Genomic DNA, 17,338 nt, shown 5'->3' with positions numbered 1-17,338 from the left:
GTTCACATGCGAAACACGCCAAAGCGCGTGTCCCCGATCGGTGCGTTCAGCGCCGCCATCAGCGACAGCGCCAGAACGTCGCGCGATTTGCGCGGATCGATAATGCCGTCGTCCCACAAACGGGCGGTGGCATACAGCGGATGTGACTGGCGTTCGAACATCTCCAGCGTGGGACGTTTGAAGTCCGCCTCCTCCGTGTCGGACCATGTGCCCCCCGCCCGTTCGATGGCATCGCGTTTGACCGTGGCCAGAACACCAGCTGCCTGCGGGCCGCCCATGACGGAAATGCGGCTGTTCGGCCAGGTCCACAAAAAGCGCGGCTGATAGGCGCGCCCCGCCATCCCGTAGTTGCCCGCCCCGAAGGAGCCGCCCACAAGCATGGTCACCTTGGGAACAGCTGTGCTGGCGACCGCGGTCACCATCTTGGCCCCGTGGCGGGCGATGCCCTCGTTTTCGTATTTCCGCCCCACCATAAAACCAGTGATGTTCTGCAAGAACACCAACGGGATCTTGCGCTGGGAACAAAGCTCCACGAAATGCGCGCCCTTCGCGGCACTTTCGGAAAACAGCACCCCGTTGTTGGCGATGATGCCGATGTCCATCCCCCGCAGTTTGGCTAAGCCACAGACCAGCGTTTCGCCAAAACGCTGTTTGAATTCATCAAAGTACGAGCCATCCACCAGACGGGCGATCACCTCGCGAATGTCATAGGGCGTGCGCAGATCGGCGGGCACCACGCCCAGCAGTTCGTCGGGGTCAAAGGCGGGCTCTTCTCCGGTGGGCAGCGCCGTGCCACCCGTCCCACCCAGAGCGCCTACCGCGCGACGCGCCAAGGCCAAAGCATGCGCATCATCATCGGCCAGATAATCCGCCACCCCCGACAGGCGCGTGTGCACATCCCCGCCGCCCAGATCCTCGGCTGTGACAACCTCGCCCGTTGCGGCCTTGACCAAGGGAGGCCCGGCCAGAAAGATCGTCCCCTGTTCACGCACAATGATCGACACATCCGACATGGCGGGCACATAGGCCCCCCCCGCCGTACAGGACCCCATCACCACAGCGATCTGAGCGATCCCTTTGGCGGACATGCGGGCCTGATTGTAGAAAATCCGGCCAAAGTGGTCGCGGTCGGGAAAGACCTCGTCCTGATTGGGCAGGTTCGCCCCCCCGCTGTCGACCAGATAGATGCAGGGCAGTTCGCATTCCTCGGCGATCTCTTGCGCGCGGAGGTGCTTTTTCACCGTCATGGGGTAATATGTGCCCCCCTTCACAGTGGCATCATTGCAGATCACCATGACCTGCCGCCCCTGCACCTGTCCGATGCCCGCGATCACCCCCGCGCAGGGGGCGACATCGTCATACATCCCGTGGGCGGCCAATGCGCCGATCTCCAGAAAGGCGGTGCCGGGATCAAGCAGCCCGGCCACGCGGTCCCGTGGCAGCATCTTGCCCCGCGACAGGTGGCGCTCCCGCGATTTGGTCCCGCCGCCGTGTGCCGCACGGGCTGCGACCTCGGCGATCTGGTCCAATGCCTCCAGATGCGCGGCACGGTTTACTTTGTAGCTGTCTGATCCCGTCAGGACCGCTGATTTCAACCTCATCCCTGTCTCCTCCCCCGATCCCTTAGTCTGTTGCGCGGGCCTGTGGCCGCTGTGGCGGCGGGGTCTCGGCCCAGCCTGCGACAACCGCCGGCTCCGCAGCCCCCAGAAAGCGCGCCAGCTGCCACGCAAGAATGGCGTTGGACAGCCGGTTGTTGGCCTCCCACGCGGTGCACCATGTGCGGCGCTGCGGGATGTCTCCGGCGCAGTCCGGCCCCGCCGAGGAGCCATGCGCCAGCGCATAGAGCCGTTGGTACAGCTCCCTTTCGACATCCGTGCCTGTTTCGCCCAGCGCGTCTGGCACCGGCAATCCCGCGCGCACTTTTGACGCCAGCACATCCTGTTCCAGCGCAAACAGCGACTGGCAGTTTTGCACGCGGGCCAGATCGCCCTTGCGGTCACACAGCACAAAGCCGACCGATCCGCAGTAGCCGGTGCCACGTGTATCGCCGATCTCGAACTTTTGCGGCGTGGACATGCCTTGCGCCGCACGCAATGCCCGCTCGTACCGCGCGGCTTCTTCGTTCATACAGTCGGCAAAGCTGGGCAGTGGCATCAGATCCTCGGCCGGATCTGCATCCTGCGCCGCGCTTTGCATTGCACCAAACATCACAATCGCCGCGCCCAGCGCGATCTGGCGCAGTCCCCCAGCACCTCGATGCAAAGCGTGATGTCCGTGGCGCCGCATTCCCATCACCGCACGTAGTTTTCCAAATAAAGCGCCTGTTCCCCCGTGGTCAGCATCAAACAGCCCAAGGTCGCAGGCCCCGCGCCGGTTCCCCCGGACCATAGCGCCGACGCCCAAGCGCAGCGTTTGTCCCGAAAGCCGATCCACGCGCGCTGCATCTCGCGCAGGGCGGTTTCCTGCGAAGGGGCGCTCACATTCTGGCTGGCCGCCTCGGCATCCGCCTCTTGCGCCTCCGACAGGCGCGCGCCAAAGGCCGCGTTCAGCCGCGCGTCCCAGTAGGCGCGTTCCGCATCGAGACAGCCCCCCATGCCAACGGTGGTGTCGCCCCCGTCCGTGTCGATCATACATTGATCCGCAGAGGCCCCGATACAGGCCACCCCGTTGGTCAGATCCTCTTGCAGGCATTGCATCGTGGCCTCAGGGCTAAAGGTCACTTCCTGAGCGAAGGTCGCCGCAGGTGCGGTCAAGCTTAGGCACAGAACGGCGCAGGCGCGAAGGGTCATCATGGTGTCCTTTCCAAGACAGGTGTATCGGAACCAACCCCGCGCCGCACAGCCGGTTCCCGCATGACGCCTATTGCACTGTCTCGCGCTGCAGCCCCCCGAAGCGGTTGATCGCATAGGTGTAGAGACGCCCGTTGCTGGAACAGCGCAGTTCCAGCCAAGTGTCCCGTCCGGGCGTGGCCAGACACTCGCCCACCGCGCCGCCGGTGATGCGGGCGTGACGCTGGGCGTAATGCATGATCGCATCGCTTTCGGTCAGATGCGCATCGATGAAGCCCAGCCGGAATGCCACCAGCGCGCCTGCCACCACCAACAGCCCGAACGGCACCCACCAGATCCAGCGCGGCATGGCCCGCCCCCTTCGCATGCGATACAGCACCAAAGGTGGCGCAGTCCCCCGCGCGGGTCCAGTGCGAAGCGCGCTGTGTGGCAGCCTGTCTCACCCCATGGTTCCCATCAGCTCGCGCCCCACCAACATGCGACGAATTTCAGAGGTGCCCGCACCGATCTCCATCAGCTTGGCATCGCGGAAGATCCGCGCAACCGGCGCATCATTGAGAAAACCCGCCCCACCCAGCGCCTGAACGGCCTGATGGGCCTGCACCATAGCCTGTTCGCTGGCATACAGACAGCAGGCCGCCGCATCCTGCCGCGTGACATCGTCACGGTCACAGGCCTTGGCCACCTCGTAGACGTAAGCGCGGGCCGAGTTCATGGCCGTGTACATATCCGCGATTTTGCCTTGCATCAGCTGGAACGACCCGATGGGTTTGCCAAACTGGTGACGGTCACGCAGATAGGGCATGACCTCGTCCATACAGGCGGCCATGATCCCCAGACCGATGCCCGCCAGCACCACCCGTTCATAATCCAGCCCCGACATAAGAACAGCAACACCGCGGCCTTCTTCGCCTAGCACATTGTCAAAGGGCACTTCGACGTTATCAAAGATCAGCTCGGCCGTGTTGGAGCCGCGCATCCCCAGCTTGTCGAAATGCGGCGAGGTAGAAAAGCCCGCCATCTCTTTCTCGATCAGAAAGGCCGTAATCCCCTTGGGTCCGGCATCGGGATCGGTTTTGGCATAGACCACCAGAGTATCCGCATCCGGCCCATTGGTGATCCAGTATTTGTTGCCATTGAGCACATAGCGGTCGTTGCGCTTCTCCGCCCGCAGCTTCATCGACACCACGTCAGATCCGGCAGAGGGCTCGCTCATTGCCAAGGCGCCGACGTGTTCGCCGGAAATCAGGCGTGGCAGGTATTTCGCCTTTTGCGCGTCATTGCCGTTCAGGCTGATCTGGTTGACGCACAGGTTGGCATGCGCCCCGTAGGACAGCGACACCGAGGCCGAGGCGCGTGCGATTTCCTCGACCGCGACGGTGTGGGCAAGATAGCCCATCCCGGCCCCGCCGTAGGCCTCATCGACGGTGACACCCAGCAGCCCCAGCTCCCCCATCTCGCGCCACAGCTCGGGCGGAAATTCATTCTTGCGGTCAATCTCTGCGGCCATGGGTTTGACGCGCTCCTGCGCCCAGCGATGCACCATATCGCGCAGATCGCCCACTTCGTCGCCCAGATCGAATGTCATGCTAGACAGAAACATATGACGCCCCTCCCCCGGTTGCCATGCGTTTATTGAACATGTGTTCATTAAAGGCCGCAGATGGGCGTTCGTCAATCCCGGATTTAGAAAATTCGAGGCACAGGACGCGGCACGCGTTTCCAAAAAATTAATATGTCCCAAGGCAAGGTTTGCGCGAGATCCAAACCCGCGGTGCAATGATCCCGCGCGGCGTTCCCCGCCACATCGGAGCCCCTTTTGCCGGAAGCCTTTTCCTTTCGATTTCAATCTGCGGCGACTTTGGTCTGCGTCGTTCTATCCGCCATAACATCGGTGTTCTTATGGTCGCGCACAGAGGATCTTCGCGCAGACTGGAACGCGGTGATCAATGCAACGGTCGAGATCGAACGCGCCCTTGGTTATGCGGGGTTTATTCATGATTTCAAGAATGCGGTGCTGCGCCCGAAGGATCGGACCTATATCACGCGGGCCCTCGAAGATCTCGAAAGCATCGACAAAGCGCTTATGCGGCTCGACACGCTAGGCCAATCCAGAGGCATCCAGATCGAAACCCGGTTTCTGACAGATACCCTGGACCGCTATCGCGAAAATTTGCTGTATCTGCGGGACGAACGTCATGATTATACAGATATCCACTGGGTGGACAGCATCGTACGTGTCCCGGACGGTGCCGCCCGTCGACAACTGACCCGCGCCACCGCCGATGTGAAACAGGCCTTTGCCGACGATTACTGGCCGCTGCGCAACACGTTATGGGCCAGCACGGCGGCCTTTGCAGTGTTCTCGTTGATGTACTGGCAACAGATGCGGCGCTTTGCCCAGTCGCGTCTTGAAGCGGCGCGGTTGGACACACAAACGCAGCTTCTGGCGGCTGAACGCGCCCATAACGTCAATCTGACGGCGGCAAACGGCATGCTGGCACAGATCAACCGTGAACAGGCGGAAATGGCCTATGCCATCTCCCACGATCTGAAATCGCCAACGAATACGGCCCGCATGTTGCTGGTCGCGCTCAAAGAAGACCTGAGTGAAGGACTTGATGAGGACAGTCGGGAGCTGATGGCCGATCTGGACAGCACGCTCGACCGGATGGGTCAGATCATCGAAGACATGCTGGAATACACGACGTCGCTGGATCAACAAAAATCCAAAGAGCCGATTTCATTGGATGACGTTTTGACAACGGTGATCGATGACATGCGTGCCGATATCAGCGCTCAGGACGTCACCATCGAGCGCGCGCCGCTTGGATCTGTGTCCGGTGATCCGCGGCTGTTGAACCATCTGATGCGCAACCTTCTATCAAATGCGATCAAATTCCGCGATCCTAGGCGCAAACCCGTGGTGCGCATTTCGCCTGCTGACGCGCCGCAGGGGTATATCGCATTTAACATCTCGGACAACGGGATCGGCATCGCGCCCGAGCATCACGATAAGATATTCGGCCTGTTTCGCCGTCTGCATAGGCACGACGAGATCGACGGCACGGGTCTTGGCCTACCGATCTGCCTGCGTGTGGCCAAAGCGCATGGCGGGGACATTCACCTGTCCTCCACCCCCGGTGAAGGATCGACATTCACAGTAAAGCTAAGGATGGACAGCACATGATTGGCACTTTGATGGCGATCGATGACGAGCCCATTGATCAAAAGCTGAACAAACGGATCGTCTCCAAATCGGGGCTGGTCGAGAATTTTGTGCAATATCTGGATGCCAAAAGCGCGCTGGAATATCTGGAAAATCCCGCCAACAGGCCGGTTGATGCGATCTTGCTCGACATAAACATGCCGGTGATGAACGGGTTCGAGTTTCTCGAAACCGCCTACGCGCGTTTTGGTCGCAACTTCTGCCGTGTGACTGTTGTCATGCTGACGACATCGGTATCAGAGGCGGACAAGGCGCGCGCCTCACAGTTCAACGTCGTGCAGGACTACCTCAGCAAACCTCTGACGCTGGAGCATTTGCAGCGCGTGGACGCCCTTTTGGCGCAGGCACAGGATGGGTGAACAGCTAGCCTGTGGTTGCCTGCCAGACGGCAGAGACTTCGGCACGGATGATCCGTGCGATCAATGCGCAATCCTCTATGCTGAAGGTCAGCGGCAGGCGCATGTCCAGCAACCCCGCCAGCACGCGGTCCGTGACGGGCAAAGGTGTTGTTTCGGCATAGCGCCAGGAATCGTAGCGGGATGTGAAACCTGCAGGCTCGACTCCTCCGAACCATTTCAGTTCCACCCCACGGACACGGCATCGGTCCAGCACCTGTTGCACCGCCTCTGCCGGCCAGTCCAGCAGCATAAACTGGATTGATGACCCGACGATCTTCCCGCGTGGATCGCGCATCACCCGTTGCAGCCCCGGCGTACCACCAAGCCCCGCCTCCACAGTCTGATACCGCTCGTTCCACCGCGTGATTTGCGCGTCCAACGCCTCCAGCTGCGGGCGCAGGATGGCCGCGCGCAGGTTATCCATACGGCCAGAGACATTCGGCGTGTGATATTTCACCCGCTCGAACACCTCCGCCGGGGGGGCGGCCAAATGGCGATCATACAGCATGTACGACCCCGACAGCAGGATCGCGCGGGCGGCGATTTCCTCGTCATCGGTGACGAGCAGCCCGCCCTCGCCCGAGTTGATATGCTTATACGTCTGCATCGAAAAACAGCCCACCGCGCCATGCCGCCCCGACGGGGTGCCGTTCCAGCTAGCCCCCATGGTGTGGGCGCAGTCCTCGATCACCAGAACGCCGGCTGCAGCGCAGATCTCGGACAGGCGGTCCATGTCACACAGATGCCCGCGCATGTGGCTGAGCATGAGCACTTTGACACGGGGGTCGCTTGCTTTTTCAGCCAGATCATCCAGATCGATCACAAGGTTTTCGGTCACCTCGACAAACACCGGCTCTGCGCCCAGACTGGCAATGGCCCCCGGCACCGGCGCTAGCGTGAAGGCATTGGTCAGCACCCGCTCTCCCGCGCGCACGCCCACCGCCCGCAAGGCACAGGCCAGCGCATACCCCCCCGAGGCGACAGCGAGGCAATATTTGGCCCCGATCTGCGCCGCGAATTCCTGCTCCAACAAGGCAGTCTGCGCGATTTCGTCCCCTTGGGTGTTGTAGCGGTGCAGTCGCCCGTGCTGCAGCACCTCGAGCGCCGCGTCGATGGCCCTTTGCGGGATCGGCTCTTGTTGCGTAAAGCTGCCGGTGAAGACGTCAGGCGTGTCGGTCATGGTCCATCGCTTTTGTTCTGTCAGAAGGCCCCCAAAGCCCCCATTCCCGGACCGTTGCTAACATTCGGACAGCGGTCGGGTCGATGACATTCCGCCGAACAAAGCGGATTTTGCATCTGTCCCCCGCGACAGGCGTGCACAAGAAAAACCCCGCCCGGCGCAGCAGCACCGGACGGGGCGGTTTCGAACCCATGCAGGCAGGCGTCTGAATTCGGGGCAGTTTACTTGCCTTCCAACTGCGACTTCAGGCCTTTTTGATAACAGGCTGTCTTGGCCTTGCCCTTTTGTTCATCGCATTTCTCCGAGACGATCTTGATCGTCTCCATGACCCGGTCCTCTCCGTCTTTGAAATCGGCGCGGAGGAAGCCGAATGTCTCCTCGACCTCTTCGGGGGCAACAATCGACCCATCGTCCCATGCCAGCTCGCCCAGACAGGTGAACCAATTGCCGCCCCCGTTCATGCACCGCTGGTAAGTGTAATAATTGGCCGACGCCGTGGTGGGCGCCGCGAGAGCCGCGGCAAAAAGTGCGGAGGCTACGAATGATGTCTTCATGATATTTCTCTTTTGATATGTCGTTTCAAATGATCGGCCCGGTGTTGCGCCGGACTGATCTTTTTCTCGGCCATCCGCGCCAAAAGCGCGATAGCAGGCGGTTGTTATGGGATAACCGCCGCTTGGTTCACTGCCATTTCAGACAGATGTCGTTGAGACGCAGCACACAGTTCTTACCGTTGTCCTGTGTGCCGACCGGGCTGTCGGGCGTGTCTTCACGCGGGGTTGGCTTGACCTGAATGGGCAGGCATCTGCCGTTGACCATGGGCAATCCGTTTTTGCACCCGCATGTGGTCTTCGATGTCTGCACCGCATTCTGGCTGTCGATGCAGACACAGCGGTCGCCCCGCAGCCGGGTGGAGCGTTTGTCGCAAGTCAGCGTTTCCTCCAAAAGCGGTGGCGGCGCAGGGACCGGATCGGGCGCAGGTCGCACGACCTCTTTGATACAGCCCTCGCCCGCGACAAAGGCATAGCCGCCCTTACACTGGCACGCCGTCGCATTGCGCCGGACCATGTTGTCATAGCGACACTGACAGCTTTCTCCTTTTTTCAGGGTGGTGGCGGCCTCGCACTGCAGGGGTGGTTTCGGCATACGCGGAAGATCCACGAGAACGCAGGATTGCTCGCCCGGTTTTGCCAAAGGCAGGCCCAGCGCCGCAAACAGCGCGTCGTCGAATTCGCGCTTGACCGGCAGGCCCAGCGACCTTTGCAGCGCCTTCAGCGCGGCGTAGGTTTTGCGGCCGGGTTTGCCGTCGACGGGCCCTGCATTCAGACCACGCGCATTCATCGCCTGCTGAATGGCGGCGACACGCTGCGTGCGGTCATCGGGGATGCCCACGGCGGCGCAGTTCTCCCACTGCCCGCCGTTGACCAGCCCTTGCACTTCCATCTCCAGCGCGATTTGCGACGATGCCGCAGGCGGAAGCGTCAGGCCCGCGTGCTCGCAGGACACTGCCCCGCCGACAGGCTGGGCACAAAGCCACCCGCCCTGCGACTGCTGCGTGATCGCCTGCGCCCACGGACTGCCGAAGGTGTCAGTGACCACAAGCGGCCCGCTGAACGGCGTGGTGCTGTCGTTGCGCACGCTTAGTTCGAACCCGCAGCTGTATCGCTGGGTGTTGCGGTTGGCCACGCAGTCCGACGTCTGCACCTTTTCTATCGTCAGACTGTGTTCGACGAACGGCGTGGGGGCCGGTGCCGCATCCGGCGCAGGCTCTGCCGCCTTCTGGTAGGCGATCTCGAACGGAGCACAGGCGCTGACCGTCGGGCCCGGCCCGACGGAAAGCCGTGCACAGTTTTCCAGCCCGCGATGCTGGGTCACATCATCGCGCGCCAAAAGAGCGGTCCACGTGGCCGTCACAGTGTTGCCCAGCGCAATCAGATTGCTGCTGTCCTCAAAGCATTCGCCCACAGCCGTCGGAGAGGCAAAGTTGTTACACGCCCAGTTGAGGCCCGGCGACGTTATGTTCGTAAAGTTGCCCATGAACGGGACAGAGTTCGACCCGTTCGGCAGGAACAGCGCATCGGACAGCCGCACCACCTGACCCGGCATCAGGTTCTGCGTGGTGATCTGGATCTCGCATTCCGCCTGCGCCACTTGGGCACCGGCTGCGAAAACCAAAGGCGCGCAGGTCTTTGTCACCTCATACGATGGCGGGGTGTTGATGGCCCCTGCTGTGCCATCCAAGGGCGGACCCGTCACAACGGGACGGCCCGGCGTGGGAATGTCCGGATTAACCGCAATGCCGCCCGTGCCGGTGTTTGCCGTGACCTCGAATTCAATCGGAACACAGGATTTGCCATTGCCGGTTGTGGGACCGTGCAGGCCAAGGCTTGCCACATCCACAAAGGCGCAGTTCATCGCCTGCGCACCATTGATCGGGCGTCCGACAGGCCCCTCAAAAGTGCCGGTGTAGGGAATGGTGATGCTGCCCGAGTTGAGCGTGTCAGTGGTCAGATCACAGCTTGCCGTGACACCGCCCGACATCTGACCACCGCCACAGGCGTTGGTCGCTGCGTTCATCTGCCCCGACAGCGCGGTCTGCGTCGTGGATGACATCAGCTCATCGGTGACACGGAACAGGTGACCGGCAGGCAGGTTCTGCCCCGTGATGGTCAGTTCACAATCGACGCTCCACTGGCCGTTGCCCGTGGACACCGCTGGCGCACAGGTCTTGACCAGATCAATCGCAGGTTCCTGCGACACAGGCACGATCTCGGTGCAGGTTTCGGCCACGATGTCGTCGGGATCGCTGCTTGGCGCATCACCAAGCGAAAGCGCCACGCAGTTCTCGGCGCCATAGGGGTCGGCCAGCGTACCAAACAGGTTCAGCGTCACATCCACGGTAGAGGTCGTGTGCGGAAACTGGCTGCCCTGAATTCCACAGGCAGGCTGCACCGCAGAGCCAAAGGGCGGCTGGGTGCATTCCCACGGATCGTTCGACGTCATGCCAATGATAGACTGGCTGCCGTCATGCGGCCCGTAGAGCATGTTTTCATCCAGCCAAAGCATGTCGTTGAACGGCACACCGTTGGACGTGACCGTGATGGTACATTGCATCTGCTGGAACCACGCGGTCGGCCCCATGGTCTGCCGATCACCCAGAGGTTTACAGTCTTTCGACACCTCGAACGCGGGACCGTCGGGCTCGTCAATCGCAACACAAGGCGCGCTGGCGACGGTCTGATCCCCCATGGTCAGCGCGGCGCAGTTCTCGAAATCCTGCTCTGCCAGAACGCCATTGGGGATCAGGAAAAAGCCCCCGATCTGATGGCCGCCGGTGCCGTTGAAATCCGCAGGCTGGATCGTGCAGCTTGCTGTTGGAACATCGCAGGCCCATCCGGTCGTGCCCATCAGGGCGATCAGGTATTGCGAGGCAGATTGTCCCGTGGTGGTGGAGCTGAACAGCTCGTTCAATGTCAGCGGCTGGGTGATCGGATCACCCCCCGTCTGCGTGACATAGATGATACAGTTGTACTGCTGCGCGTCGCCCTGCTCATAGGGTCCGCGACAACTTTTCTTGAGCGAGAACTCAGGCGGAGTGCTGTCGTCCGGTTTCCACGTGGTCGTCTGGCAGTTGCCCCCCACTTCCTGAGGCTCGGCCCCTTCGGCGGCGGTATAGACCCCGCTGGCGCAATTCGTCCAATCGATGGTCTCGCCATTGCTGGGCGCGAACAGGGTAAAGCCGACCGTCTCGGAACCGCTGCTGTCAAAGCTTGCCCCCGAAATGGTGCAATCGGTGCTTTGGGTCGGCAAACCGGGCAGACAGGACCAATCCGCAGGCTGCGCCTGATCGATGCCAATGATCTGCCCGCTGCTGCCGCTGATCGCGGTGGCGTCCTCGGTAAAGGTGAAGCTGCCCGCGAATGGCGCGGGGCTGGCCGTCACCTCGATCCTGCAGTCCCATGCCATGCCGGTCTCACCGTCATGGGTGATCTCGCGGCCATTGGCCTCGCAGATCTTTTCAAGCTTCACCTCCTTGGCCGGAGGGAGATCGATGTCGTCGCCCGGCTTGATGAAGCGGGTCACACACATCGGCACGCTTGGGAATGTTCCCGCCGCTGTCACCGCCTCGCCGCGGATACAGTTTTCCCATTCGATGGCTTCCTGCGTGCCGGTGAAGGGCGTGAACAACTCATATTGGACGGTATATGGCGAGGCAAAGCTCGCCCCTGCAAAGCTGCAGCTCAGCGTGTCGGTTCCCAAACCCTGACAAACGGTCGGCGTAGGCTCCGAGACGGAAATGAAAGACGACGTTCCGACCGAGATTTGCGATCCATCATCGGTAAAGCTGACATCCCCCGCAAATGGTGACGGAGCGACGCTGATGTTTGCCTCGCACTGCCAGACGTAGCCCGTCACCCCGTTATGGCTGCTTAGCACGGGCTGGTTGCAGGACTTCTTGATCTCGGGCGCGACCTTGGTTTCCAGCTGCGGGCCGGGCACATCTACATACACACAGCCATCAGGCATTTGCGGCCAACCGTCGGCTTGCGGCGCGATGCCCTTAAGCGGAGACCGCAAAGCGCTGCGCTGCCCTGATGCCTGATCGATATAGCTGTCTTCGAGGATTTCGGAGAAACGGCAATTGGCCACCTGCGTGGGCGCGGTATCCACATCAAACTGAAAGGTGATGTCCAGCGTGGATGTTCCGCCCGCATTCATCAGGTCAGCGGCGGGAAGTTCACAAACGCCCATCGAGGACGGCTGGTTCAATGCTTGATCAATGCAGTTCCAGTTCTCTGTCGAGGTGACATTCATGAACGTCGGGGCCACGGTCGCCACGCTGGGCGGCTGCGCGGCGAAAGCATCGATCACACTGACGAAACTGCCGCCCACGAGGTCGCTGCCCGTGACCGTGATCCGGCAGTTCATGGTATAGGGGGCCGTGGCATCTTCGGGGATCGGGTCGCAGGTTTTGACCACATCGACACCGGGCGCCCATGTGGCCGTCGTGCAGGCGGGCGCAACGGGCGTCATGGTGCCCGCGCCGTCGTCGATCTCTGCCGACGCACAGTTTTCCAACGGGTAGCTGTCGGCGGTATCCGTCGCCTCGACAAACACGTCGAAGGTAAAGCTTTCCGTGCCTGAACTGTCGAAATTCGCGCCCTCGATCAGACAATCGCCAGCAAAACACGATCCGTTGCCGCTGACCGATTGGCCGAGCAGGATTTCGCCATCGACAAGCGGTGTGTTCGTGAACACGTCATGCACAATGATGTCGCCGGCGAAGGGGGCAACAGTGGTGGTCACATCCACCTGACAGTCCCACCGCTGGCCCCATATGCCGTTGTGCATATGCGGCACCGGAGCTTCGCAGGTCTTGGTCAGCGAGACATCCTGAGCCTCCAGCGGCGGGAAGGTGCAGTCCTCGACGACCGTGATCTGGTCGACGTTCATCTGGGCGCCGATTTCCGCGACCACTGCGTAGGTCTGGCCCGCCTGAACTGTGGCCGATGTCGTATAGGGCAGCCAAGGGTCGGTTGCCGAATTCCCCGCTGGCAGGCCGTAGTCCTGCCGTGCGGCGATGTGATCGGTGATCAAAGGTTGCACAATTGCAGCTTGCGCCGCCGTTGGGGCGACCGCCGTCCCTGCGGGCTGTTCCATCAACATGTCTGTGACGGGCACGATTGACAGTGCGCCGGTGCCTGTGCGGTTCGGCGCATTGCCGTTGTGATTGTGGCGGCTGGTCGCAAAGACCGTGCCCACCACCGTTCCGTTGCAGCTCGGGGTAAAGTACTGCCAAGCATAAGCTGTCTCTGTGCCCCAACTGTCGAGATAGAATTGGCTGGGCCCGTTGTTTGTCGCGTCCTCTTCGGGCGCTTGCGCAACCAGGGTTGGCCCGCCCGGCCCATCGACATGCACCAGATTATGCCGGTTCAGCAGCAAGTTGGTCGGGGCATCACTTGAAACTGTGAACCAGCCCGGAATGATAAAGGACCCCAGATCGCCATAGGGTAAGCCCGGATCGACGTTCAGTTCGGAATTAAACAATAGGTTCTGCTGGGCAATGACCGGTGATGCGAGGCTGCTTAACACAGCTATGGTGCAGATTGTGTTTTTCATAAATTCACTTTCGTTAAATTTTAGCCGCGAAAGACGGCTGGAAACCAAAAACGGGCGGCAAACCTGCTGCCGCCCGTCGGGGAAACTCAATTCAAATTACAGCAGCCATAATGGGTGCCGGGAACGCCGCCCGACAGCAGCCGATCAAAGGATATTGTCATCGAGTAGGACGTATCCGACATGCCGTCAGAGCAGCTTTGCTGGTCCAAAGACCCTGTGTAGGGACCGGCCACAAAAGCAAACGGGTAGCCGCCACCGGAGGCGGGTGTGGTTTGCACCAGCGACACCATAGGGTCCGCCCCGCTGTTCAACTCGGTGTAGGTCACGCTGCGATCATCGGCGATGGACAGGGTCCAGAAGGGTTCGGTCCCGCGGCAGGTTACCCCTAAGGGGAAACCATTCGCGGTCTGGCTGCCGGATTGGCTGGACTGTCGGGTCAAAAAGCGCGCGTTCACATAGGCGCTTTGTCCGTTCACGCTTACACTGACCCAATTGCCGGTGGCAGGGCCGTTGACGAAAACCGACGCGCCCGGTGCGAGTGACGAAACAATGTCGCTTCCCGCATTCGGGGCGGCCCGCACATTCAACCTGTCATTCTGCGCCACACCGCTGACGGTGTAATATCCCGGCGACACCTGCGAGCCATCGGATTGCGAAGGTGCCTCTGGGGGAGCACTGCCGAGATAGGCGGTCGAGACAAACCCGATACCTGTCCCGAACCTGATCATGGCCCAGTCCCCGCCCTGCCTGCGTTCGATCACATGGACCGCTGTCCCCTGAGGCAGCACGCCGATCTGCGGATGGGAGGTCCCATCGCCCGAGCGCACGACCAGCCCCCCATCGGGATCATTCGCCGGAATGCCCGAGACAAAATGCGGCCCCAAGGCAGAGGACACCACAGGGACCACGCGCAAATAGCTGTGCGAGACCCACGCCAGTTGGCCGCGATAGCGTATCTGCGCCCATTTCCCGCTTTCGTCGACACTGAGAACATTTACGATAGCGGCGTTTTGCAGATCTCCGATATCGGCATGGGTCGCGCCGGGACCAAGCCGGACATTCAGGCTGTCCCCGGATGTGATGTTGTAGACTTCCATCAATTCGCTACGGGCGCTTGTCGCGGCGCAGAGCGCGACGATAGCGGCAGATAATACTGCATTCGCAATGTTCATAACAAAACCTTTCAAAGCTGCTGGAAGCCTTGCAGCAGCCCGGTCGTTATTCAATAACATTGTTGCCCCATTAACTAACGTTAGGGAAATATACGTTTTATTTTCGGTATAATGGCGCGGCCTGCAGGCGGGCTGATGCGGGTTTATTGCATCGGGATCGCTGGATTCGGGAGGGTGGACGGCCCGAGTTTGACACCAAACCGCCTCCACCCCAACGGCGTGGGTGCCCAGCCCGACGGCAGGGATTTAGGTATTTGGCCAAGGAAAAGCGGAAAGGCGCGCCTTACCGCAACAGGGCGTCGACCACCGCAGGCAGTTCGTCGAAGTGATCAATCGTCGCCTCGGGCGTGAGGTCTTTGACGCCGCAGCCTTCGGGCGAGAAGGTCACAAGGATGCTGGGCACACCCGCATTTGCAGAGGTGGTCCGGTCCGTGTCGCTGTCCCCAACCAGCAACGCGGCTTTGCGGTCGCCACCGCTTTGATCAACGGCGGCCCAGAAGGGAGCGACGTCAGGCTTGCGGGTGGGCAATGTATCGGCGCCGATCAGGGCGTCGAACAGGTCCCGCGCCCCGAGAGCACGCATGAGCTTTTCGGCCATCGCCTCGGGCTTGTTGGTGCAGATGCCTGTGGCGTAGCCATTGCGGCGCAGGGTTTCCACCGCCGCGACCGCGCCGGGGTAGAAATGGCTGTGAACGTCCAATGCGCTATCATATGCGCGCAACAGCGGCTGATACCAGGCTTCGACCAGCGCATCTGAATAGCAGCCGGCGCGTTCCAGCCCGGCTGTCAGCATACGTCGCCCGCCGCGCACGGCGATGCCCGCATCGCGGGTGGGGTCCAGACGTGCCATTTCACGCTGCGCTGCCGTAAGGTCCATTTGTGCGAAACAGACGTTCGCCGCTGCGATCAGATCACCGCTGGTGTCCGCAAGTGTCCCGTCAAGGTCGAAAATCACGCAAGGTTTCATAGCCCGCCCCGTTCTGTTTCGTCATGTCACAGACCGAAATCAACCGTGAGGGGCTTCGGCTTGCCATGTACAGGCAAACCTATAAAACGGCGCCGTTGGAAGAACAAACCGGATTGCCATTATGCCTGTTGCCCTGATCGTCCTTGCTGCCGGAAAAGGTACGCGCATGCAGTCTGATCTGCCCAAGGTGCTGCACAAGATCGCCCATGCGCCGATGCTGTGGCATGCGATGCGGGCCGGTCAGGCGCTGGAGCCGGACGCCTGTGTGGTCGTTGCGGGGCATGGTGCCGAGGCTGTGGAGGCCAGCGCCAAGAGCTTGGACGACCGGGCCGTGATTGCGCTGCAGTCCGAACAGCTTGGCACGGCGCATGCAGTGGCACAGGCCTTTCCCGCGCTGGAGGATTTTAGCGGGGATGCCATCGTTTTGTACGGTGACACGCCGTTCATCTCGGAGCATACGCTGGCCCGGATGGCTGAGGCGCGTGCCCGCCATGACGTGGTTGTTTTGGGGTTCGAAGCGGCCGATCCCGCCCGCTATGGCCGCTTGATCACCGATGGCGATGCCCTTTTGCGGATCGTCGAATTCAAGGATGCGAGTGCCGAAGAGCGCGCCATCCGTCTGTGCAATTCCGGCGTGGTGGCGGCGAATAAGACGACATTGGCCGCATTGATCGATGCCGTGGGCAACAACAACAGCGCAGGCGAATTCTACCTGACCGACATCGTCGAAATTGCCCGCGCGCGCGGATTGTCGGCGACGGTGGTGCGCTGTGACGAGGCCGAGACCATGGGGGTCAACTCTCGCGCGGATCTGGCGCAGGCGGAGGCCGCATTTCAGGCGCGCGCGCGGGCGGAGGCGTTGGAGAACGGCATCACGCTGGCTGCGCCGGAGACCGTGTTTTTTGCCTGGGACACTGTCATCGGGCGCGACACCGAGGTTGAGCAGAACGTGGTTTTCGGGCCTGAGGTCACAGTGGAATCCGGCGCGCGGATCCGGGCTTTTTCCCACCTTGAGGGATGCCATGTGTCGCGCGGCGCGGTCGTTGGTCCCTATGCCCGTCTGCGCCCCGGTGCCGAACTGGCCGAAGACGTGCATATCGGCAACTTTGTCGAGGTGAAGAACGCGATCCTGCATGAGGGCGTCAAAGCCAACCATCTGACCTACATCGGGGATGCGGAAATTGGCGAGCGCACCAATATCGGTGCTGGCACCATCACCTGCAACTACGATGGCGTTTTCAAACACAAGACAACGATCGGCAAGAATGCCTTTATCGGGTCGGACACTATGCTGGTGGCCCCAGTGACAGTGGGCGACGGTGCCATGACCGGGTCGGGATCGACCATCACCAGGGACGTGCCTGACGGTGCGCTGGCGCTGGCGCGGCCGCAACAGGTGACCAAGGACGGGTTTGCCACAAAGCTATTTACCATGCTCAAGGCCAAAAGGGCCAAGCAGTCGAAGCAGTAAAGAGGATAAGAG

13 protein-coding genes are annotated in these 17,338 nt (G+C 61.2%); 3 read left to right on the top strand and 10 right to left on the bottom strand.

Annotated features, from left to right (window positions below):
- Positions 1 to 2: 2 nt before the first annotated feature.
- The 5 genes from ACN5AZ_RS01105 to ACN5AZ_RS01085 form a co-directional block, all read right to left on the bottom strand.
- On the bottom strand, positions 3 to 1,601 hold the full coding sequence (locus tag ACN5AZ_RS01105) for a carboxyl transferase domain-containing protein (RefSeq protein WP_419427004.1): 1,599 nt from the start codon (positions 1,599 to 1,601) through the stop codon (positions 3 to 5).
- Positions 1,602 to 1,623: 22 nt separating this feature from the next.
- Complete coding sequence (locus ACN5AZ_RS01100) at positions 1,624 to 2,262, bottom strand: hypothetical protein (protein ID WP_419427003.1); 639 nt, start codon at positions 2,260 to 2,262, stop codon at positions 1,624 to 1,626.
- A gap of 29 nt (positions 2,263 to 2,291) precedes the next feature.
- Positions 2,292 to 2,792, bottom strand: coding sequence for a lysozyme inhibitor LprI family protein (locus ACN5AZ_RS01095; protein WP_419427002.1), 501 nt, complete (start codon positions 2,790 to 2,792; stop codon positions 2,292 to 2,294).
- Positions 2,793 to 2,859: 67 nt separating this feature from the next.
- Complete coding sequence (locus tag ACN5AZ_RS01090; protein ID WP_419427001.1) at positions 2,860 to 3,138, bottom strand: hypothetical protein; 279 nt, start codon at positions 3,136 to 3,138, stop codon at positions 2,860 to 2,862.
- 90 nt (positions 3,139 to 3,228) lie between these two features.
- On the bottom strand, positions 3,229 to 4,392 hold the full coding sequence (locus ACN5AZ_RS01085; protein WP_419427000.1) for an isovaleryl-CoA dehydrogenase: 1,164 nt from the start codon (positions 4,390 to 4,392) through the stop codon (positions 3,229 to 3,231).
- A gap of 339 nt (positions 4,393 to 4,731) precedes the next feature.
- Between ACN5AZ_RS01085 and ACN5AZ_RS01080 the strand changes: the two genes are divergently transcribed.
- Both ACN5AZ_RS01080 and ACN5AZ_RS01075 read left to right on the top strand, forming a co-directional pair.
- A complete protein-coding gene (locus tag ACN5AZ_RS01080; protein ID WP_419426999.1) occupies positions 4,732 to 5,979 on the top strand; it encodes a sensor histidine kinase in 1,248 nt (415 codons plus the stop codon).
- Complete coding sequence (locus ACN5AZ_RS01075; RefSeq protein WP_419426998.1) at positions 5,976 to 6,377, top strand: response regulator; 402 nt, start codon at positions 5,976 to 5,978, stop codon at positions 6,375 to 6,377. Before ACN5AZ_RS01080 ends, ACN5AZ_RS01075 begins: the two co-directional genes overlap by 4 nt.
- Before the next feature lie 4 nt (positions 6,378 to 6,381).
- Here the strand turns inward: ACN5AZ_RS01075 and ACN5AZ_RS01070 are convergent, their stop codons facing one another.
- The 5 genes from ACN5AZ_RS01070 to ACN5AZ_RS01050 form a co-directional block, all read right to left on the bottom strand.
- On the bottom strand, positions 6,382 to 7,596 hold the full coding sequence (locus ACN5AZ_RS01070; RefSeq protein WP_419426997.1) for a DegT/DnrJ/EryC1/StrS family aminotransferase: 1,215 nt from the start codon (positions 7,594 to 7,596) through the stop codon (positions 6,382 to 6,384).
- A gap of 221 nt (positions 7,597 to 7,817) precedes the next feature.
- A complete protein-coding gene (locus ACN5AZ_RS01065) occupies positions 7,818 to 8,150 on the bottom strand; it encodes a hypothetical protein (RefSeq protein ID WP_419426996.1) in 333 nt (110 codons plus the stop codon).
- 127 nt (positions 8,151 to 8,277) lie between these two features.
- Entirely contained in the window at positions 8,278 to 13,644 is a 5,367-nt protein-coding gene (locus tag ACN5AZ_RS01060) for a peptidoglycan-binding domain-containing protein (protein ID WP_419426995.1), read from the bottom strand.
- A gap of 158 nt (positions 13,645 to 13,802) precedes the next feature.
- Positions 13,803 to 14,888 carry an SH3 domain-containing protein gene (locus tag ACN5AZ_RS01055; RefSeq protein WP_419426994.1) on the bottom strand — a complete coding sequence of 362 codons (1,086 nt, stop codon included), beginning with the start codon at positions 14,886 to 14,888 and terminating at the stop codon, positions 13,803 to 13,805.
- Between the two features lie 283 nt (positions 14,889 to 15,171).
- Positions 15,172 to 15,855, bottom strand: coding sequence for an HAD-IA family hydrolase (locus ACN5AZ_RS01050; RefSeq protein WP_419426993.1), 684 nt, complete (start codon positions 15,853 to 15,855; stop codon positions 15,172 to 15,174).
- Between the two features lie 121 nt (positions 15,856 to 15,976).
- Between ACN5AZ_RS01050 and glmU the strand changes: the two genes are divergently transcribed.
- A complete protein-coding gene (gene glmU / locus ACN5AZ_RS01045; RefSeq protein ID WP_419426992.1) occupies positions 15,977 to 17,326 on the top strand; it encodes a bifunctional UDP-N-acetylglucosamine diphosphorylase/glucosamine-1-phosphate N-acetyltransferase GlmU in 1,350 nt (449 codons plus the stop codon).
- The last annotated feature ends 12 nt before the right edge of the window (positions 17,327 to 17,338 follow it).

It is taken from the genome of Sagittula sp. SSi028 (assembly GCF_048553715.1).
Classification (GTDB): Bacteria; Pseudomonadota; Alphaproteobacteria; order Rhodobacterales; family Rhodobacteraceae; genus Sagittula.
This window is presented reverse-complemented; position numbering and strand designations above follow the sequence as displayed.